Origin of the sequence: Paenibacillus amylolyticus, assembly GCF_036894225.1 — a bacterium.
Classification (GTDB): domain Bacteria; phylum Bacillota; class Bacilli; order Paenibacillales; family Paenibacillaceae; genus Paenibacillus; species Paenibacillus amylolyticus.
In genome coordinates this window covers 2,549,456-2,569,546 of record NZ_CP145892.1, presented here as the reverse complement: position 1 = coordinate 2,569,546, position 20,091 = coordinate 2,549,456, and the positions used below count along the sequence as shown (strand labels likewise).

The 20,091-nt window shown below is 45.2% G+C and carries 18 protein-coding genes; all 18 read right to left on the bottom strand.

What is annotated here, in order from left to right; all coding sequences use genetic code 11:
* Positions 1–17: 17 nt before the first annotated feature.
* Complete coding sequence (gene nusA / locus V6668_RS11620) at positions 18–1,115, bottom strand: transcription termination factor NusA (RefSeq protein ID WP_338708478.1); 1,098 nt, start codon at positions 1,113–1,115, stop codon at positions 18–20.
* A 123-nt stretch (positions 1,116–1,238) separates the two neighbouring features.
* Complete coding sequence (rimP, locus tag V6668_RS11615; RefSeq protein ID WP_036609311.1) at positions 1,239–1,700, bottom strand: ribosome maturation factor RimP; 462 nt, start codon at positions 1,698–1,700, stop codon at positions 1,239–1,241.
* A gap of 256 nt (positions 1,701–1,956) precedes the next feature.
* On the bottom strand, positions 1,957–6,276 hold the full coding sequence (locus V6668_RS11610) for a PolC-type DNA polymerase III (RefSeq protein ID WP_338708477.1): 4,320 nt from the start codon (positions 6,274–6,276) through the stop codon (positions 1,957–1,959).
* A gap of 382 nt (positions 6,277–6,658) precedes the next feature.
* Positions 6,659–8,113, bottom strand: a complete 1,455-nt coding sequence (proS, locus tag V6668_RS11605) for a proline--tRNA ligase (protein WP_100529405.1) — start codon at positions 8,111–8,113, stop codon at positions 6,659–6,661.
* 62 nt (positions 8,114–8,175) lie between these two features.
* Complete coding sequence (gene rseP, locus V6668_RS11600) at positions 8,176–9,447, bottom strand: RIP metalloprotease RseP (RefSeq protein WP_036609317.1); 1,272 nt, start codon at positions 9,445–9,447, stop codon at positions 8,176–8,178.
* A 113-nt stretch (positions 9,448–9,560) separates the two neighbouring features.
* Positions 9,561–10,700, bottom strand: coding sequence for a 1-deoxy-D-xylulose-5-phosphate reductoisomerase (locus V6668_RS11595; protein WP_338708476.1), 1,140 nt, complete (start codon positions 10,698–10,700; stop codon positions 9,561–9,563).
* Positions 10,701–10,770: 70 nt separating this feature from the next.
* Positions 10,771–11,565, bottom strand: a complete 795-nt coding sequence (locus V6668_RS11590) for a phosphatidate cytidylyltransferase (protein WP_036670385.1) — start codon at positions 11,563–11,565, stop codon at positions 10,771–10,773.
* 16 nt (positions 11,566–11,581) lie between these two features.
* Positions 11,582–12,349, bottom strand: coding sequence for an isoprenyl transferase (locus V6668_RS11585; RefSeq protein ID WP_017689151.1), 768 nt, complete (start codon positions 12,347–12,349; stop codon positions 11,582–11,584).
* Between the two features lie 89 nt (positions 12,350–12,438).
* Positions 12,439–12,993 (bottom strand): ribosome recycling factor, encoded by a 555-nt coding sequence (gene frr / locus V6668_RS11580; RefSeq protein ID WP_100529402.1) that lies wholly within the window; start codon positions 12,991–12,993, stop codon positions 12,439–12,441.
* Positions 12,993–13,721, bottom strand: coding sequence for a UMP kinase (gene pyrH / locus V6668_RS11575; protein ID WP_017689153.1), 729 nt, complete (start codon positions 13,719–13,721; stop codon positions 12,993–12,995). The genes frr and pyrH overlap by 1 nt, the downstream gene beginning before the upstream one ends.
* A 232-nt stretch (positions 13,722–13,953) precedes the next feature.
* Positions 13,954–14,604 (bottom strand): translation elongation factor Ts, encoded by a 651-nt coding sequence (gene tsf / locus V6668_RS11570; protein ID WP_017689154.1) that lies wholly within the window; start codon positions 14,602–14,604, stop codon positions 13,954–13,956.
* Positions 14,605–14,719: 115 nt separating this feature from the next.
* Positions 14,720–15,418 carry a 30S ribosomal protein S2 gene (gene rpsB / locus V6668_RS11565; protein WP_017689155.1) on the bottom strand — a complete coding sequence of 233 codons (699 nt, stop codon included), beginning with the start codon at positions 15,416–15,418 and terminating at the stop codon, positions 14,720–14,722.
* Positions 15,419–15,714: 296 nt separating this feature from the next.
* Entirely contained in the window at positions 15,715–16,341 is a 627-nt protein-coding gene (locus V6668_RS11560) for an endolytic transglycosylase MltG (protein WP_036670382.1), read from the bottom strand.
* A 3-nt stretch (positions 16,342–16,344) separates the two neighbouring features.
* The gene (locus V6668_RS11555) at positions 16,345–16,929 is read right to left on the bottom strand and encodes a hypothetical protein (RefSeq protein ID WP_036609330.1); all 585 of its coding nucleotides are present in this window, start codon (positions 16,927–16,929) and stop codon (positions 16,345–16,347) included.
* Positions 16,930–16,994: 65 nt separating this feature from the next.
* Entirely contained in the window at positions 16,995–17,315 is a 321-nt protein-coding gene (locus V6668_RS11550; RefSeq protein WP_338708472.1) for a hypothetical protein, read from the bottom strand.
* 52 nt (positions 17,316–17,367) lie between these two features.
* Positions 17,368–18,777: a FapA family protein gene (locus V6668_RS11545; RefSeq protein WP_338708471.1), complete on the bottom strand. Its 1,410-nt coding sequence runs from the start codon at positions 18,775–18,777 to the stop codon at positions 17,368–17,370.
* 62 nt (positions 18,778–18,839) lie between these two features.
* Positions 18,840–19,628 (bottom strand): FliA/WhiG family RNA polymerase sigma factor, encoded by a 789-nt coding sequence (locus V6668_RS11540; RefSeq protein WP_017689160.1) that lies wholly within the window; start codon positions 19,626–19,628, stop codon positions 18,840–18,842.
* 15 nt (positions 19,629–19,643) lie between these two features.
* On the bottom strand, positions 19,644–20,087 hold the full coding sequence (locus V6668_RS11535) for a hypothetical protein (protein ID WP_076208888.1): 444 nt from the start codon (positions 20,085–20,087) through the stop codon (positions 19,644–19,646).
* Positions 20,088–20,091: the final 4 nt, after the last annotated feature.

The window sequence follows — 20,091 nt, the reverse complement described above, 5'->3', positions numbered from 1 at the left end:
GCCCCCCGTACTTTACTTTAGTCGACGGAGACGGAATCCTGATGCATTTCAGAAGAAGAATCTTTTTCTCTGCCGAATTCCTGTTCCGCCTGGCTCTCGCTCTTAATGTCGATTTTCCAGCCGGTTAATTTGGCTGCCAATCTGGCATTTTGGCCTTTGATACCAATTGCGAGGGACAGTTGATAGTCCGGAACGATAACCCGAGCCATCTTTTCTTCCTCAAATACATGAACTTCCAATACTTTGGAAGGACTCAGTGCATTAGCAACATATTCGTCTACCTTATCGGAGAAACGAACGATGTCGATTTTTTCACCGCGCAGCTCACCCACAATGGTCTGCACGCGCATTCCCCTAGGACCTACACAAGATCCAACTGGATCAACTTCCTCGTTGCGGGAATGAACGGCAATCTTGGAGCGGAACCCTGCTTCGCGAGCGACGGAGCGAATTTCAACTACACCGTCAAAGATCTCAGGCACTTCCAGTTCAAAGAGACGTTTCAAGAGGCCCGGATGGGTACGGGACAAAATGATTTGCGGCCCTTTCGTCGTATTCTCGACCTTGGTGATATACGCCTTAATACGGTCACCATGAACAAACTTCTCGTTCGGCATCAATTCGGTCAGCGGTAAAGCCGCTTCGATTTTGCCCAGATCGATGTAGATATTGCGCAAATCCTGACGCTGCACCACTCCCGTAACGATATCTTCTTCCTTATCTACGAAAGCGTTGTAGATCAGGCCGCGTTCGGCTTCACGAATCCGCTGGGTCACTACCTGTTTGGCAGTTTGTGCCGCGATACGTCCGAAATCACGCGGCGTAACTTCAATCTCCGCAATATCTTCCAGCTGGAAGTGTGGGTTGATTTCTCGTGCAGCAGGCAATGAAATTTCGGTACGTGAATCCAGGACTTCTTCCACGATCAATTTACGGGCATACACCCGAATAACTCCCGTATTACGGTTCATGTCAACACGCACATTCTGGGCCGTGTTGAAATTCCGCTTGTAGCTGGAAATTAGTGCAGCCTCGATCGCTTCAAACAGCACATCCTTGCTGATCCCTTTTTCCCGTTCCAATTCATTCATTGCTTCAATAAAATCCGTACTCATGAATGTTGATCCCCCTTTCAAACATGGCATCTCATACGTAAAACGGCGAAAGGCTCTGAACTCATGAGCACCTTGCCGTTATCGTGAGATGTGTCTTTTTCATTAATAAAGTGAACAAGGCACTTAAAACAAAATAGCTAGGCGCGCACTGGCAACCTTATCATAAGAAATGGCATGCTGTTTTTTGCCTGCTTCGATCACGAGTTCATCGTCATCAAAGGAAAGCAGCTTGCCTTCAAATTCCTTCAATCCGTTCACCGGCTCGTAGGTTGTAACAAAAACATTTTTGCCTACAGCTTTGGTAACGTCCTCAGGTTTTTTCAGTGGACGCTCCGCACCGGGAGAAGACACTTCAAGGAAATAGATGGTTGGAATCGGATCGTTCTCATCCAGCTTGGCGCTCAGCTTTTCGCTGATCAAGACACAATCGTCGATGTCGATGCCACCCTCTTTGTCGACATACACCCGTAAAAACCAGTTGCTGCCTTCTTTGACGTATTCGATGTCAACCAGCTCGAAGCCTTGTTCGTTCAAGTAGGGTTGGATCATTTCTTCCACGGTAGATTTAATGTTCGTTGTGCTCAAAACCAATAACCTCCAACTTAGGTTACACCAGCAAAAAAGCACTGGCAGATTATTCAATACCCAAGATTCTTGTATACCAAAGACTAAAGAGTGGGTTTCCCCACTCTTTAGAAATTCGTACTATCTCGTTCACTTCAAAAATTATAACATAGTCTGGTAATAGTGACAAGTAAGCGATGCTTCAGGCAGTTTACTTACTAATGAAGGAAAAATTACGTTCCCCCAACAATCGCTATGGCTAGATCCAAATTCAATCCTAGAAAAGGGAAAGCTGATTGCTCTCTGGCAAGCCACGGAAACATCCCATATTCGACAGGAGTTCAACAATGGTCTTACTTGCTTTCGACTTCTGCTGGAAGTCTTCCACTGACAGGAATTCACCATGATCTCTTGCCGCAGCAATATTGCGAGCTGCATTATCCCCGATTCCTGCCAAAGCTGAAAATGGAGGGATTAGTGTTTTTCCGTCAACGATGAACTTTGTCGCTTCTGAACGGTATAAGTCAATGGATTTCAGCGAGAATCCGCGTGCTGCCATTTCCAGACCCATTTCCAGGACAGGTAACATGTTTTTCTCTTTTGGAGGTGCCTGGAAACCTAATTGCTCAATTTCCGTAATTTTGCGATAGATCGCGTCATATCCCTGACACATCAGTTCGATATCAATCTCATCAGCTCGAACAGTAAAGTAAGTTGCGTAATATTCAATCGGATGATACAGCTTGAAGAACGCCGTACGTACTGCCGAAATAACATAAGCGGCCGCGTGAGCCTTCGGGAACATGTACTGGATTTTGAGACACGAATCAATGTACCATTGAGGCACTTTACAATTCTTCATCTCGTCAATCCATTCCTGTGGTAGGCCCCGTCCTTTACGAACACTCTCGGTAATCTTAAATGCCAGACTTGCGTCCATTCCCGTTTTATAGATCAGAAATAACATGATATCATCCCGACAACCAATTACCGTCTTAATGTTACACGTTCCGTTCTTAATCAGATCCTGAGCGTTTCCAAGCCATACCCCTGTACCATGGGACAATCCGGAAATCTGCAGCAAATCGGCAAAAGACGTCGGCTGGGATTCAACAAGCATCTGACGTACAAACTTCGTTCCCATCTCCGGCACGCCAAACGTTGCGACTGGCGACCTAATCTGTTCCGGTGTAACACCCAAAGCTTCGGTTGAGTTAAACATGCTCATAACTTTCGGATCATTCATCGGAATGGTCGTTGGATCGACCCCTGTCAAATCCTGCAACATCCGCATCATAGTTGGATCATCGTGCCCCAGAATATCAAGTTTCAGCAAGTTTTCTTCAAAAGCATGATAATCAAAGTGTGTCGTTTTCCACTCCGCATTAACGTCGTCAGCCGGAAACTGAACAGGTGTAACGTCTTCGACCTCGATATAATCAGGTACTACGACAATACCACCGGGATGCTGACCAGTACTCCGTTTCACCCCAGTACAGCCAGAGGCCAAACGATTCAATTCAGCTCCACGCCATTTCTTCTGATGATGTTCCTCGTACTTCTTGGCAAAACCAAATGCTGTTTTCTCAGCCACCGTACCGATGGTCCCCGCACGGAAAACACTCTTCTCACTAAATAGTACTTTCGTATAGTTATGAGCATGAGGCTGATAATCACCAGAGAAGTTCAAGTCAATATCGGGAACTTTATCTCCTTTAAATCCAAGGAAGGTCTCAAACGGAATATCCTGGCCTTCTCCTTTAAGTGTGCCACCACAATCCGGACACTCTTTCTCTGGAAGGTCAAATCCACTCCGAACACTGCCGTCCAGGAACCACTCGCTGTGTTTGCATTCTGAATTCACACAAATATAATGAGCAGGTAGTGGATTAACCTCGGATATACCCAGGAATGTAGCAACAACAGAGGAGCCAACCGATCCCCGCGAACCTACGAGGTAACCATCCTGATTCGATTTTTTAACCAAGCGTTCCGAGATCAGATAGTTGGCAGAAAAACCGTATTTAATAATTGGAATGAGCTCTTTCTCTAGTCGTGCAACGATTACTTCTGGTAATTCCTCACCATAGATAGACTTGGCAGTGTCATAGCAGGTATTACGGATTTCTTCGTCCGCACCTTCCAGAATTGGAGTAAACAGTTTGTCCGGGAATAACTTAATTTCCTCAAAGCGGTCAGATAACTCTACCGTATTTGTAACAACGACTTCGTAAGCTTTATCTTGGCCCAGGAACTGGAACTCTTCCAGCATTTCCTCTGTCGTTCTGAAATGTGCATCCGGTTTACGTTGATCTTTGAGTGGACTAAAACCTGTAATTCCGTGAATGGTAATATCCCGATATAACTTGTCACGCGGTTCCAAATAGTGCACGTTACCTGTGGCTATGACTGGTTTATTAAATTTTGCACCTATATCGATGACTTTACGGATCGCTGTTTTGATTTCTTCGGGTGTAGCCACCAACCCTTTATCCACCAAATGCATATACATGGTAAGTGGTTGGATCTCCAGTATGTCATAGAACTCAGCGATCTCTTCCGCTTCTTCGAGCGATTTGTTAAGCACCGCTTCGAAAAACTCCCCTTTTTCACAGCCCGATATAATAACAAGGCCTTCACGCAAATTAATCAGTTTTGATTTGGGAATGCACGGTACCCGCTTGAAATGTTCCGTATGAGAGAGAGATACCAGCTTGTATAGATTTTTCTTACCGACATCATTCAATGCATAGATTCCACAATGGAAAGGTCTTGTATTCGACAAGTCGACACCTACATAATCGTTCAAGCGATCAAGCCTCGTTAACCCTTTCATCTGAGCAGCATCATTTAATAATCCGATCAGTATACCCGCGAGTGCAATCGTATCATCAATGGCACGGTGATGACTTTCAAGTCCAACCTTATATTTATCTGCCATCGTATTCAGACGGTGGTTCTTATTTTTTGGAAATAACAATCGCGCCAGTTCCAACGTGTCAAGGACAGGGTTAGGAAGCTCTGGCATTCCAATTTGCTTCAGCGAAGCCTGGATAAAGCCCATATCAAAACGTGCATTATGCGCAACAAGCACACCATCACCAGCAAACTGCACAAACTCACGAATGACAGGCTCCAGCTCAGGTGCGTCTTTTACCATGTCATCATTAATATTGGTCAACTGCTGAATGTTGTAGGGAATGCGTTCATGCGGATTCACAAACGTTGCAAACCGGTCGATTTCTTTACCATCTTGCATCTTCACGGCTGCAATCTCAATGATTTTGTTCTGTGTTACCGACAAACCTGTGGTCTCGATATCAAATACGATGTATGTTGCTGTTTGGAGATCCAATGGCTGAGGAGCCATTACAACGGCAACAGAGTCATTCACGACATTGGCCTCGAGGCCGTAGATCATTTTAATCCCGTTTTTCTTAGCAGCCTTGGAAGCCTCGGGATATACCTGCACCCCACCATGATCAGTGACTGCAATCGCCTTATGTCCCCACTCTGCTGCCATTTTTACGTATTTGTCGATTGAAGTTACAGCATCCATCGTACTCATCGTAGAGTGCAAATGGAACTCCACCCGCTTCTCTGGTGCTTTATCTTTACGAGACGGCGGTGCTTTGACTTCAATCAGGTCCGATGGAATCATGGCCAGTTCAGGAATTTGCATAAACCGGTCATATTCTACACGACCACGCACTTTCACCCATTTACCATTAGCCAGCAAACTAAGAATTTTAACGTCCTCTTTTGTTTTGGCAAACATCTTCATTTGCATGGAGTCTGTAAAGTCGGTCAGGTAGAAGGTAAACAACGTATTTCCGTTTCGCAATTCTTTACGATCCAGTCCAAACACCGAACCTTGAAGCGTGACCTTTTTCTCTTCATCCTGGATTTCCTGCATGGGTACTGCTGGCTCCTTGATGTCATAACCCATTTGCAAACGCAGATCACCCTGCTCCTCATCCACCGGGATTTCTGTGTCCACTTCACTCATCATCTTCTCGATGACCTCAAGTTCTTCTACACGTTTTTGGGCCTGGAACTGTTCCATGGCCTCTTTATTACTTCCCACTTCGCCCACTTGCATCTTGATGCGAAGAGGTAGATGAAAGTATTTGTCATAGAATTTTGTAATAGCCTGATCAATCTGTTTCTTACGAGCCAATTCCATCGACGTTGCATCACTCATTGTCAGTTGTAGGAGATCCTCTTCACATTCAAAGGTTGTCCGGTTCATCCAACCATTTACAGATGGAATCTCACGGGTAACCCACTCCAGAAACAGATTCCAATATTCACTGACGATATCACCATTTTGTACTTGGTCCGTGTATTTGAAGCCAAATGAAATTTTGGCGATATGATTCATCTTCTCTTGAATATGCAGGCAAAATGCGCGATAGATTGGAGCGGGTACCAACGTATCCTTTGCAATCAGAATATTCCATTCCCGATTACTTCGATTGGTCTCTACTTGTTCAATCCATCCATCCAAAAAATAGGGCTCTAACAGACCAGCCGGAAGCTCTGCCTGTTTCATCAACAACTCAAACCGTTTTCTTTTCTCCTCGAATCCGCTCATCGTGTTCCTCCTTGTACCCCCTTAAAGCATGAAAAGCCCCTGCATTCAAAAATGTCACCGATCCGAACTCGCACCGACTCATTTTATCCGACAGAAGCTCTCCATTCATTACTCTTACAGTCCGTACGTGCCATTATATACATTGAACAAAAAGATATTTACACTTACCACTCCGATAACAGAACAACCTTCCGATCGCTGTTACCCCCAGATTTTTTGATTCCCATTTACAAAGGGGAAAATCCGGGGATAAAGGCGCAGCGTATGCTTCCGATGTAGCTATCTTTCAGAAAGCTTTTAGCTCCACTTCTTCAGGTTATTTCTGTTCTCTACGTTCTCATGTAAATGTTTAGTTCAATGTATATAGTCAGGTTATCCTGACTTAATACGCTCTTGCAAACACAACCGTGTGTTCTGCCTGTTCACCACAAGCCAGGCACGTATGCTTTTCTTCCGCAGGCTGGAACGGAATGTTCCGGCTTGTTGCACCTGTAACTTCTCTTACTTTATCTTCGCAAGCTTCTGAACCGCACCATCCGGCCAGTGTAAACCCGCGTTTATTTTCCATCAGTTCTTTCATCTCATCGAGTGTATCCACGGAGTAGAAGTTATCCGACATAAATGTGCGAGCACGCTCTAACATATCTACCTGGATCTGTGTCAGCATAGCCTGGATCTCTTCTACCAGGTTTGCTTGTTCTACCACTTTCTTCTCACCTGTGATCCGTGATACGAGTACACAAACGCCATTTTCCATATCACGCGGACCAATCTCCAGACGAATCGGAACACCGCGCATCTCGTATTCATTGAATTTCCAACCTGGGCGAACATCGCTGCGATCATCCATTTTCACACGGACTCCAGCTTTTTTCAACTCAGTGAACAACTCATCTGCACGCCCAACAACAGCATCACGTGTTTTAGGAGGTCCAATTGGAATCATGACCACTTGAGTCGGTGCGACTTTAGGAGGAAGTACGAGACCACGGTCATCTCCATGAACCATAATTAATGCACCGATCAAACGTGTGCTTACTCCCCATGAAGTAGTGTAAGCCAGCTCCAGCACATTATTCCGGCTAAGATACTGGATTTCAAATGCTTTTGCAAAGTTCGTCCCCATGTAGTGAGATGTACCTGCTTGTACTGCACGTCCATCCTTCATCATGGCTTCGATCGAGTAGGTATCCACCGCACCCGCAAACTTCTCGGACTTGGTTTTCTGACCCACAATTACAGGAATAGCCAAGTATTCCTCAACCACTTCACGATAAATCTGAAGCATTTTCATCGTTTCTTCACGTGCTTCTTCTTCCGTCTCATGCGCTGTATGACCTTCCTGCCACAGGAACTCACTTGTGCGAAGGAAAGGCAACGTTCTTTTTTCCCAACGAACTACGTTAGCCCACTGGTTGATCAGTACCGGAAGATCACGATAAGACTGAATCCACTTGGAATACATGTGACCAATAATCGTTTCGGATGTAGGACGAATTGCCAGACGTTCTTCCAGCTTCTCTCCGCCAGCTTCCGTAACCCATGGTAATTCAGGGTTAAAACCTTCCACGTGCTCTTTTTCCTTTTGAAAGAAGCTCTCAGGAATGAACATCGGGAAGTACGCATTGCGATGACCCGTTTCCCGGAAACGACGATCTAACTCATCCTTAATATGTTCCCAGATTTCAAAGCCGTCTGGTTTGAACACAATACAACCGCGTACGGGTGCATAGTCCATGAGATCAGCTTTTTTGATAACATCAATGTACCAGCGTGAGAAATCCTCACCCTGTGGTGTGATTTCAGTCACGAACTGTTTATCATTTTCCTTTGACATAAGACTCCAGCGTCCTCCCATAACGACTATCTCTGAATGTCCAGAGCGTAGTCAAACCGTAATTATCCGTTAATTAAACGTAATATATCATTGTAAGTTACTGCCAGCATCAACACAAACAACATCGCAAATCCGACGAAATGCACCATGCCTTCGCGATTGGGATCAACAGGTCTGCCGCGCAGCGCTTCAATTCCCAAAAATACCAGACGGCTGCCGTCCAGTGCAGGTATTGGTAGCAGGTTGAAAATCCCAAGGTACAGACTCAAAATCGCTGCCCATCTCGTTAACTGTTCAATCCCTTGTTTAGCAATTTGTCCTGTCACTTCAAATGTGCGAACTGGACCACCGATATCATCCATGTTGAACTGATTGATCAGATGTTTAAAACCTTCAAATATTATTTTGGTTGTATCAACCATGGCCACGCCTGAGACTTTAAATGTCTCTACAAATCCAACAGATCGGGTTGGTAACGTAGGTACAATTCCCACTTTACCGCCTTCTTGTCCTTCTACAGCACGTGGAGTAATCGTTATATTAAACGTATCCGAACCCCGGCGCAGCGTCCATTCCATCGGCTTGTCTTTGGAATCGGCAATCATCGACACCATTTTTTGTGAATCCGTACCAATTGCAGTACCATTGATGGTTTCGATAATATCGCCCTTTTGCAGGTTCGCCTCATCGGCTGCCCCACCTTCAAGCACTTCACCAATTACAAGATTTTTTGGATTTTCCACTGGAACTCCTGCCATCTGGGCATATACAGCAAACAGCACAAAGGCCAAGATAAAGTTCATGAGTGGGCCCGCAAAAATAGCCAATGCACGCTGTCCAACAGTTTTGCTGCCGAATTGACGATCTTTCGGTGCAATCTGCGTTTGTTTACCACGACTTACCAACATTGCTTGAGGATGAATACGATACTCCTGAATCTCTCCATCTACATCGAGTTGAAGCTTCAGCGCTCTCTCCATATCAATGGAGATGACTTCACCACGTATTACATTTTTACGGTTATCCAGCTGGTCCAGATAGATCATCTTCACCTGGTCATCCGCTGATCTTACCGCAATGGTCTGTCCTTCCTGGATCTCTACCAGTTCCGGATCTTCCCCTGCCATCCGTGCATATCCACCAAAAGGCAACAAACGCAATGTAAACTGGGTTTCGTTTCTTTTATATGAGAACAATTTGGGACCAAAACCGATCGCAAACTCCCGTACAAGAATACCGGCGCGTTTGGCAAAATAATAATGCCCCCATTCATGAACCGTCACGATGACAAAGAACATGAGCACCGTTAGAAATACCACTTGTATGGTTTCCAATCCCTATCCATCCTCCTTCACGGCACATACCGCAGTCTGTCCCTCTAGATTATCATTATTCTCTGATGCCGCACAAGAGAATCACTTCTTCCAATTTGTAATGAAAAAAGAGATTACAGACTGGCCGCAAGCTTACGGCTCTCCTGATCACAACGTGCGATCTCCTGCAGATCAGGCTCGTCCACATTGTGGTGTGCTTCCAGCACAGAAGCAATAATATCTTCTATTTTAAGGAATGAAATCTCTTTACGCAAGAAACGGGCTACAGCAACCTCGTTGGCTGCATTAAACGCCGTTGTTGCGGTTCCTCCCATTTTACCACACTCATACGCCATTCTTAAACACGGGAACCGTTCCATATCCATATCACGGAAATGTAATTTCCCAGCTTGAGCGAGAGACAGACGCTGTGCCGGTGATGGCAAGCGGTCAGGGTAAGTCAGTGCATATTGAATTGGAACTCGCATATCCGGATTCCCCAGTTGTGCGATGATGCTGGTGTCATCAAATTCCACATAAGAATGAATAACACTCTCTGGGTGAAGCAATACATTAATCTGATCATATCGAAGACCAAATAACCAATGTGCTTCAATGACCTCAAGACCCTTGTTAACCATCGTTGCCGAGTCTATCGTGATTTTGGAGCCCATTGACCAATTCGGATGTTTAAGCGCATCCTCTATAGTCACGTTCTTCAACTGTTCACGGGTAAGATCACGGAATGATCCACCTGAAGCGGTGAGCGTGATGCCTGTCAGGCGTTCTCTGTTTTCACCATTTAAACATTGGAATATCGCAGAGTGCTCACTATCAACGGGCAGTAAAGAGACTCCTTTGGCAGCCGCTCTTGTCGTAACGATATGCCCCGCTGTAACCAATGTCTCCTTATTGGCCAGTCCGATCTGTTTGCCTGCATCTATGGCAGCAAGCGTTGACTCCAATCCAACACTGCCCACCACCGCTGTAACAACCGTATGCGCATCGGTTCCTGCCGCAACTTCTACGAGTCCTTCGTTGCCATAAAATAGTTGCGTTCCTGCTGGCAAATGTGGAGCTATCTTCTCCGCCAGTTCTTTGGACCCCACTGATACTTTCTTCGGCCGGTAACGTTTGGCTTGTTCGATCAGCAGGTCTGTATTGCCTCCGGCAGCCAGTCCCTCCACTTGAAAGAGTTCTGGATGCATGTCAACTACATCCAGTGTCTGGGTTCCAATGGAACCGGTTGACCCAAGAATCGCAATTTTTTTCATGCTGCACCTCATCTTTAATTATCCAATGCCTACGGCGAACAATGCTGTTATCTCAGACTCATGTTCTTCTTTAGTAGGGCAGTAGCATTAGTATATGTACGAATGGAAAAACAACAATCCAGCTGTCGCACCGATCAAGAATGCCTCCATGCCCTGGGAGAAGACTGCCTGAATCCTTGATATTATATACACGTTTGTATGCAGACTGGATCAAGTCACCCATCTGACCTACAACTGCACAGGCAATTCCGATCACAATCGCTCTCTGCCAGGAAAGCAAACCATCTGATACTAATGCAAAAATAACAGAAGTAACAATTGCAATTACGATGCCACCCAGTGCACCCTCTATAGTTTTGTTTGGACTGATAGAAGGCCACAGTTTGTTTTTACCAATGAGTTTCCCTACAAAATAAGCTCCTGCATCACTGGCCCATATGGAGCCCAGCAACAGGAACGTCCAGAACAACCCATGATGCAGATGTCTGGATTCTGCAATGTAATAGAAACCGATCCCTATATACAACACGCCGAGGAAAAGCATGGCCACTGTATTCACGGGAACCTTATTTTTGGTGACAACCGAAGCTGTCATCAGTACAAGCATTACTATCCAGATGACCTGAAATAAGGATAGCGGTCTTGCCTCCCAAAACATTTCCCAAGGAAACACAATGGCAAACACACCAGCATATCCAATCAGGGCCACACCTGAAAAAGGCATCACCCCGGTCATTTTAACAAATTCATAATAACCGATGAGAGCCATAAGCAATACCAAACCATGGTACCAGGGTCCGCCCAGCATGCAAAAACCTAAAAACAACACACCTGCTATGATTCCTGTCGTTAGTCGCTGTTTCAACGGCTTCATCCTCCATCTATTTCAAACCGCCGTAACGCCTTGTTCTGCGCTGATATTCGGCTACTGCTTCAAGCAAATGCTTTTTGCCAAATTCGGGCCAGTATATATCCGTAAACCATAATTCACTATATGCAAGCTGCCAAAGCATAAAGTTGCTTAATCTCAACTCTCCGCTCGTCCGGATCAGCAGATCCGGATCAGGCATGTCAACCGTCAGCATATGTCTATCAATGAGTTCAGGTGTTATATCCTCTGCCGATAGTTCCCCCGATTTCACCTGCAGAGCGATCTGTTTAACACAGTCCGTCATTTCACGACGACTTCCATAGTTCATTGCAAAATTCAAAACGAGACCTGTATTATGTTCCGTAAGACGAATGGCTTCCCGCAAGGCATTAATGGTATGAGAAGGTAAATGTTCCTCTTGACCCATCATGCGAATGCGCACATTTTTTTCTATAAGTTCATCCAGCTCTATAGCTAGAAATTCTTGCGGAAGTCGCATCAGAAAATCCACTTCTTCTTTTGGACGCGTCCAGTTTTCTGTCGAAAAAGCGTACATCGTCAGATATTTGATGCCCAGTTCATCCGCCGCGATGGTCGCACGTTTGACCGCCTTCATGCCATTTTGGTGCCCGGCTATACGCGGCAGCCCCAAACGTTTGGCCCATCGTCCATTGCCGTCCATGATGATGGCGACGTGCTGCGGGATATTGTCCTCGGATATAGTCAGCGTTTCCTGCTTGTCAGCCCCATTCCACCACGACCGAACCCGTTTGATCATTCCTGTTCCTCCAAAATCCCTGAAGTTTCTTTATCTGAAGCTTGGAAAAAGAGACAAAACCCCACCGTATTGGAGGGGCTGCGCTTGTCTTACACTTCCATGATTTCTTTTTCTTTGGCAGCGAGTACCTTATCGACTTCAGCAATAAACTTGTCGGTCGATTTTTGGATATCATCTTGATGTCTCCGGGATTCATCCTCGGAAATATCTGACTTTTCCATTTTCTTAATGTCATCATTCGCATCACGGCGAATGTTACGAATCGCTACTTTACCTTCTTCACCGAACTTCTTCGTCAGCTTAACAAGTTCCGCTCTACGTTCTTCCGTCAATGCCGGAATAGACAAACGGATCATGCTGCCATCATTGGCTGGAGTAAGACCCAGATCCGATTTCATGATGGCACGCTCGATGTCACCCATGGAGGATTTGTCCCAAGGCTGAATCATCAGTGTACGGGAATCCGGAGTACTGATATTAGCGAGTTGATTCAATGGCGTCATTGCTCCATAATACTCTACCTGAATTCGGTCCAGAAGAGCTGGAGTTGCGCGGCCTGCACGCAAACTAGCCAGGTCACGACGCAATGCTTGAATTGCTTTTTCCATACGCTCTTCGGCATGTTGTTTAACCGCTTGTGGCATTAATCTACACTCCCTTTAACGATTGTTCCGATACGTTCGCCCAGAACAACACGTTTGATGTTACCTTGTTCCGTAATGGCAAATACGATCAACGGGATGTTGTTGTCCTTACAAAGCGAGGATGCCGTCGAATCCATTACACCAAGGTCTTTGTTAAGAATATCCATGTAAGTCAACTGATCAAATTTCACAGCCGTACTGTCCTTAAACGGATCTGCTGAGTATACACCATCAACTTTATTTTTGGCCATCAAGATAACTTCTGCTTCAATCTCCGCTGCGCGCAGTGCTGCTGTTGTATCCGTGGAAAAGAACGGGTTACCTGTACCTGCTGCAAAAATAACGACCCGGCCTTTCTCCAGATGGCGAATAGCTCTACGACGAATATAAGGCTCTGCAATCTGTTGCATTGCAATAGATGTCTGTACACGCGTAGGCACTTCAATCTGTTCCAAAGCATCTTGCAGTGCCAGCGAGTTCATTACTGTCGCCAGCATACCCATATAATCGGCAGTTGCACGATCGATGCCGTTTTCGCTACCGGCAATTCCACGCCAGATGTTTCCGCCGCCACATACAATAGCAACCTGTACACCAAGTGCAACAACCTCTTTTACCTGTTGGGCAATCGACGAGATCGTATCTGCATCAATACCGTAGCCGTTTTGACCGGAAAGAGACTCTCCGCTGACCTTTAAGACAACACGTTTAAATACTGGCTGTTCCAATTATTCACCCTCCACTTTGAATCGAACACGCTTGGTGTTCAACCAACAAAACTTCTCGCGCATGGCCTCCTGCTTAAAAAGAAAGGAACACAGTTGTGTTCCGCTCTTTTAGGAAAAACGTTTAACCGGTAAGTCACTGTTTTCCTGAGATATAAGGGAGTTTACGCTTCGAAGTTTCATCATTCTTATATCTTCGAAAATCAATTCTGCTCGCCGGTCTATAGAAACCGTCTTATTTATTTACTTGGGACATTACTTCTTCTACGAAGTTGTCTACTTTTTTCTCAAGACCTTCACCCAGTTCGTAACGAACGAAACGACGGATGGAGATGTTTTCACCAATTTGGCTGATTTTTTCGTTCAGCAATTGGGAAATCGTTTTGTCTGGATCTTTAACGAAAGTTTGTTCCATCAGGCAGTACTCTTCGTAGTATTTACCGATACGGCCTTCAACCATTTTTTCAATGATTTTCTCTGGTTTGCCTTCGTTAAGAGCTTGAGCTTTCAGGATTTCTTTTTCTTTTTCCAGCTCATCTGTAGGAACTTCTTCGCGTTTAACGAATTTAGGATTAGCTGCAGCGATTTGCATAGCTACATCTTTAACGAAATCCTTAAATTGATCCGTTTTACCAACGAAGTCAGTTTCACAGTTAACTTCAACCAAGACACCAATGCGTCCACCAGCGTGGATGTAAGATTCTACAACGCCTTCAGTTGCTGCACGGCCTGCTTTGCTTGCTGCTGCAGAAAGACCTTTCTCACGCAACAATTCAGCCGCTTTTGTTACATCACCGTTTGCTTCTTCCAGTGCTTTTTTGCAATCGAGCATACCAGCGCCCGTTCTTTCGCGAAGTTCTTTTACTGCACTCGCATTAACTGCCATTATAAATTCCCTCCAACATTAAGTATTGTACGTTCACTCTAAAAAAAGGGCAGTGAGAGGTTATCCACCTGCCAACCACCCTTTTAATTTAGTTTATAACATATGTTCGAATCTATTAAGCGGAAGTTTCTTCGCCTTGGTTAGCTTCGATTACAGCATCAGCCATTTTACCTGTCAGCAATTTAACAGCACGGATCGCGTCGTCATTACCTGGGATAACATAATCGATCTCATCCGGATCGCAGTTAGTATCAACGATACCAACAATTGGGATACCCAATTTGCGAGCTTCCGCAACAGCGATACGCTCTTTGCGTGGATCGATGATGAACAGGGCGCTTGGCAGGCCTTTCATATTTTTAATACCGCCCAAGAATTTCTCCAGACGATCTTTTTCTTTGCGAAGCAAGATAACTTCTTTTTTAGGCAATACAGCGAATGTACCGTCTTCTTCCCAAGCTTCCAACTGTTTCAAACGATCAATACGTTTTTGAATAGTTTGGAAGTTAGTCAGGGTACCGCCGAGCCAGCGTTGGTTAATGTAGAATTGACCAGCACGTTCAGCTTCTTCTTTAACAGAATCTTGAGCTTGTTTCTTAGTGCCCACGAAAAGAATTTTACCATTCTCTCCTGCGATTCCTTTAACGAAATTGTAAGCCTCTTCGACTTTTTTCACCGTTTTTTGCAAATCGATGATGTAAATTCCGTTTCTTTCAGTGAAGATATAACGATCCATTTTTGGGTTCCAACGACGAGTTTGGTGACCGAAGTGTACCCCAGCTTCGAGAAGCTGCTTCATGGAGATTACTGCCATCTTCACACACCTCCTAATATGGTTTTTATTGTGTCCTCCGCCGGCATCATTTTTCGCCAAGACTCTCCATAAGGAAAGCACCCTCAACAAAATTAGCACATGCGTGTGTTTTAACACCGTTATCTAATATAGCATAACTGACTGTCCGATGCAACAGTCTTTGAAGCTAAAATCTACTTTTCGTTTTTTGCTAGTATCGAATCATTTTAAACTTGATATGTAACTCAGGCGCTAATTATTATCAAGCTTTGAAAATGTACCGTTTAATACGCAAAAACCGTCCTGTCCGAGCATGCTCAGTTTGACGGTTCTTTCGTGATTTTTGCGATAATGGATTTGAAACTTTCGCCTTTTTCAAGCGCATAGGTACCCACCTGGATTTTGGTATTGATTCGCTCAGCCTTGCCAGCCTTTATGAATGCTTGAGCATCATCTACGATTCCCGCAGTTTTTAGGTTTGCTGCAACGATCGCCAGACTGTTGCCTGAACGTACTTTAAATGATACTGTTGCGCCTTTCGGATTGCTTGGCGTTACAGGTTCTGTTGTCTTCGGCTCAGTTATCTCTTTCTGCCCTTCACCTTCACTTGCAGCAGGCTCTTGTGGCTTCTCAGGCTCGGTAGGTGTTTCCGTAGAGGTTGCTGTCTCTGGCGGTGTTGCTGTACTCCCCTGCAACTCACTGCTCTCCTGCTTTTTCTTTGCCACCCACTCTGCTTCTGTGTATAGTTCCTCTTCAGAACCGACCAACTTCATATCCAAGGTTTTCGCGGCCGTTTCAAGCTGTTCTTTGGTCATATTGGCAGTCTGCTCGGGGTCCAGATTACTATCCGACAATGCATTTTGTCCAACTGTGGCCAGTTGAAGCAAAACCGCACCAATAATCATGCCGCTCCCCAGACCAATCCATAAGGATCGCTTGTCCATGACTTAGCTTTCCTCCCGTTCTGCCAGTTGCAGTATTAACTGTACCTCACCTCGCTGAATGCCTGTCTGCTTGGATATGGCATCCATCGACTTACCTTCAGCATGTAGATTAAAGAGTTCTGCATATCGATCTTTAATCGATTCACGCCCAGGCAAAGATTCGACTTCACTGGTCTGTTGGTCTGCTTCTAACGCCTGCTGGGCCGCCTCTGCTTGTACACTTTTCACGAGCGCTTGTGCTTGCAAACCTTCGGAAGATTGTACGGATACATTACCGGAGTGTGGAACAGGTGATGCGACAGCTTCATTCTTTTTGCTCTGTTCCAGCTGATCCAACCGCTGCTGTAATTCCTGAAGTTGCAATTGCATACGTTGATCGGCTGCTGTCGCTTCTCCCTTCATTTCAGCCACACGTTGAATAAGAGCATCATTATCATTTTCGATCTCGGTCATGTAGTGTTCAAGCGTAGATTCCATCTCCTGCACCAGTTGATGCCCAGGCTCTTGCGCCTTGTTTTTCCGAGGCATAATACAAGCGTAGGCGATGGCGCAGGCCCCTAATATGACAATAATGATCCATGGTGACAAATTGGGTTCTCTCCTTCTGATTCAACCATCGGTGCGCAAGACTGCATGTCCATAACAACCATTTATTATAAAGACAGATCTATGTGTTTTCCCTTGTAAGGGTGCTCTGCAGGTTTGACAGTTTCTTGAGCTTGAGCCTGAGCCGTCTCCTGTCCATCGGAACCACTCTGCTGATCCCCATCATGGTTATGACCATCACGCACCGAAGTCTGTGAAGTTTCGTCCATTGCTTCACTTCGTTGCCTTGCTTCATTTGCTTCTTTCGACGTTTGCTCTGCCAAAAGATTCTGATCCGTAATTGGTCGCTGCTGGGCTTCACTTTGATAACGTCCCGCTTCACTTGTTCGTGGTACCGCAATCTGCAACTCCACTGCTTTGAAACTCATACGCTCACCTCACGGTTTCGAATGGATTTCTTCCTGTGCCTGAATGCTGTACTTAAACGTATGGAACCATCGTAATATCACCATCGTGATAATAAAATGAAATTCGACTCACTGGATCTTTAATAAATTTCGTGTATCTGCCGATAACTATTTTAGAGCCTCCATAAATCATCTTCAGAATATCAACACGAGCATTACTTGTATCTTCAAGTGCCTTTTCAATTTCAAAGATACGCATTTTCGTTTCTTCACTTATACGAAGAGCAGATTTCTGCGTAGCATTCAGCTTGATTCGCATCGACATCTTATCTGGAGTTAGTTGTCCAGCGGCAGCTAATTGATCCAGCAATGTCAAAGCTTTCTTCGTTTTGTCCAAGGAATCCATCTGTTCTCTGACTTCCTTACGCAAATCATTGAGTTCGTTACGCAGCTTTGGTAGCACACCAACTTCAATGGAAGTGACCGTGGACATGCTGTTGCCCACAACACGCGCTGAGACGTTCTGACCAGCCTGGATCGAGCCACCAACAATAAGACCTTTGGTTCCCGCACAGATGACACCGTGGCCAGCACGAATATTGGAATGCATAATACTTTGGGAAACCAGAACATCTTCACCGGCATCTACGTTGCCTTCTTGAATGAAAGTACATTTAACATTATGGCCTGCTTGTACCAGTCCTTTGTTATAACCAATAATACCACCGGTAATTTCGATTGAGCCGCCTGCTTCCAGTTCAGCTCCTTCGACACCTCCGACGACACGAATGTCCCCTGCTGCTTTTACTTTAAATCCGGTAAGTACATTGCCTCGTATGACAACTGTGCCTACAAAGTCGATATTACCGTTATTGTAGTCAACGTCACCATTGACTTCATAAACCGGAAACACATTCAGTTTGTTACCGTCCGTTTTGGTAACCAGCCCATCCAGTGCAGCATACATCGCAGAACCATCCGGGTTAATCACAACGTTTTTCCCAACTTTAAACCGAGCTTCTTTTCCCGGACGATAAGGAATTTCCTCACCCGTTACTGCCCTGCCTGGTATGCCATCGGTAGGAGCGATCCGCTCTGCAATGATCTGACCACTACGGACATTGTTTAATCGGGTCACTTCTTTGTAATCGACAGTTCCATCTTCCGATTCCAGTGGTCGTCGTTCATTCGTATCGTCCATTCCAACCAGGACCTTGATGAAGCCATCTGTTCCTTGAATGGGAGCGACACCTTCTGCAATCTTGTATTTATCTTTCAAATAGGTTTCAGGGTTGTTCACAAAAAGTAATAATGCCTCTCGCGATACACCTTGTTTGATGCCCTTGTTTGCCACAAATTGTTCAAGTTCATCGATCGTGCAGGCAAAGCCTTCTTCCTCTTTGGAAAATTCAAGGTAGGCTGTGCATTTGTCGTCCGATAAAACAATGTTTAAACATTGTTCCAAAGCAGTCCGCTGTGTCACCGCAATTCTTCCCCCTTTTAGACTTTCCACTCCCCAAACTCCAATGATATTACTTCTCTCTATTAATCTTTACGCATCAACAAATCTTTCTGTTTGTCCAACGTGCCGCGTAATCTTAATATTGCCTTGGAATGTAACTGGGATATACGAGACGGAGAAAGAGACATAACCTCAGCAATTTCACTAAGAGAAAGATCTTCGTAATACAAGAGTGAAACAACCGTTCTCTCTTTTACCGTCAACTTGTCAAGCCCTTGCACCAAAGCTTCCTTCAAATAAAACTCATTCACTTTATAATCCGGATTTTTGGCTTTCTCATCCACCATCAAAGACAGACGAGTCTCAGACTCTTCCTCACGAATTGGGTCCTCCAACGAGCAAAGTGACATGACTGCCACTTCCTGAAGCATATGTTGAAAATCTTTAGTGGATACGTCCAAGTACTCGCTCATTTCCTCATCACTAACAGACCTGAGATAACTTTGTTCCAGCTGTTGGTAGGCGTCTTCAATTCGCTTGGCCTTCTCACGCACAGAACGCGGAACCCAATCACCTTGACGCAGACCGTCAAGAATGGCTCCGCGGACCCTCCATGATGCATAAGTTTCAAATTGCAGACCACGTTCATAGTCGAACTTCTCCAATGCATCAATTAACCCCATAACGCCATTGCTCTCCAAGTCATCCTTGGGAACATTTTTGGGTAAACCAACAGCCAGTCGACCGGATACATAATTTACAATATGAAGATACTTTTCAATCAACGTTTTCTTGGCTTCAAGATCTCCATGTTCTTTCCACTTTTCCCACAGATCAGAATGGTTCAAATGTGAAGCTTTACGCTCGTTCAATTACTTTCACCCTCCTTATTTGTCTGTCAGGTGACGAACGGCCTGCGCCAATTCCTCCGGATCCTTGGTCCGGACAAGTTTAGGCGGATCCAAAGGGGCGAATCCCGTTGGAGCTTTCGTCTCAGATGGCGGAAGATCGTCCCCAGATGAAGCGTTCTGTCCACTCTTGAGCAAATCATTCAGCTCTTGTCCATCGTCTTCGATTTTAATGTCCACCTGTGAACCTCTTTGATCTTGAGCATTTGGTGAATCATAACCATACCCATTTCCCTCGATCTGAGGGTTCAGCAGCAATCCCAATCCCCAGCGTAAACCATATGCAAGGACAAACCAGGCTACGAATCCGATCAATCCGCGAATTAAACTGGTCATCAGCACATTGCTGCTGTATGCTACAAAAAAAGTAAGAATAAACCCAACGATGCCTGCTCCAAGATTAATGCGGTAGTTTCCTATCATAGTC

Bases quoted from the DNA above. Each gene is read 5' to 3' on its own strand.
- nusA (WP_338708478.1), bottom strand. From the start codon at position 1,115: ATGAGTACGGATTTTATTGAAGCAATGAATGAATTGGAACGGGAAAAA.
- V6668_RS11610 (WP_338708477.1), bottom strand. From the start codon at position 6,276: ATGAGCGGATTCGAGGAGAAAAGAAAACGGTTTGAGTTGTTGATGAAA.
- proS (WP_100529405.1), bottom strand. From the start codon at position 8,113: ATGTCAAAGGAAAATGATAAACAGTTCGTGACTGAAATCACACCACAG.
- V6668_RS11595 (WP_338708476.1), bottom strand. From the start codon at position 10,700: ATGAAAAAAATTGCGATTCTTGGGTCAACCGGTTCCATTGGAACCCAG.
- V6668_RS11585 (WP_017689151.1), bottom strand. From the start codon at position 12,349: ATGATCAAACGGGTTCGGTCGTGGTGGAATGGGGCTGACAAGCAGGAA.
- frr (WP_100529402.1), bottom strand. From the start codon at position 12,993: ATGCCACAAGCGGTTAAACAACATGCCGAAGAGCGTATGGAAAAAGCA.
- tsf (WP_017689154.1), bottom strand. From the start codon at position 14,604: ATGGCAGTTAATGCGAGTGCAGTAAAAGAACTTCGCGAAAGAACGGGC.
- rpsB (WP_017689155.1), bottom strand. From the start codon at position 15,418: ATGGCAGTAATCTCCATGAAGCAGCTTCTCGAAGCTGGGGTACACTTC.
- V6668_RS11560 (WP_036670382.1), bottom strand. From the start codon at position 16,341: ATGGACAAGCGATCCTTATGGATTGGTCTGGGGAGCGGCATGATTATT.
- V6668_RS11550 (WP_338708472.1), bottom strand. From the start codon at position 17,315: ATGAGTTTCAAAGCAGTGGAGTTGCAGATTGCGGTACCACGAACAAGT.
- V6668_RS11535 (WP_076208888.1), bottom strand. From the start codon at position 20,087: ATGATAGGAAACTACCGCATTAATCTTGGAGCAGGCATCGTTGGGTTT.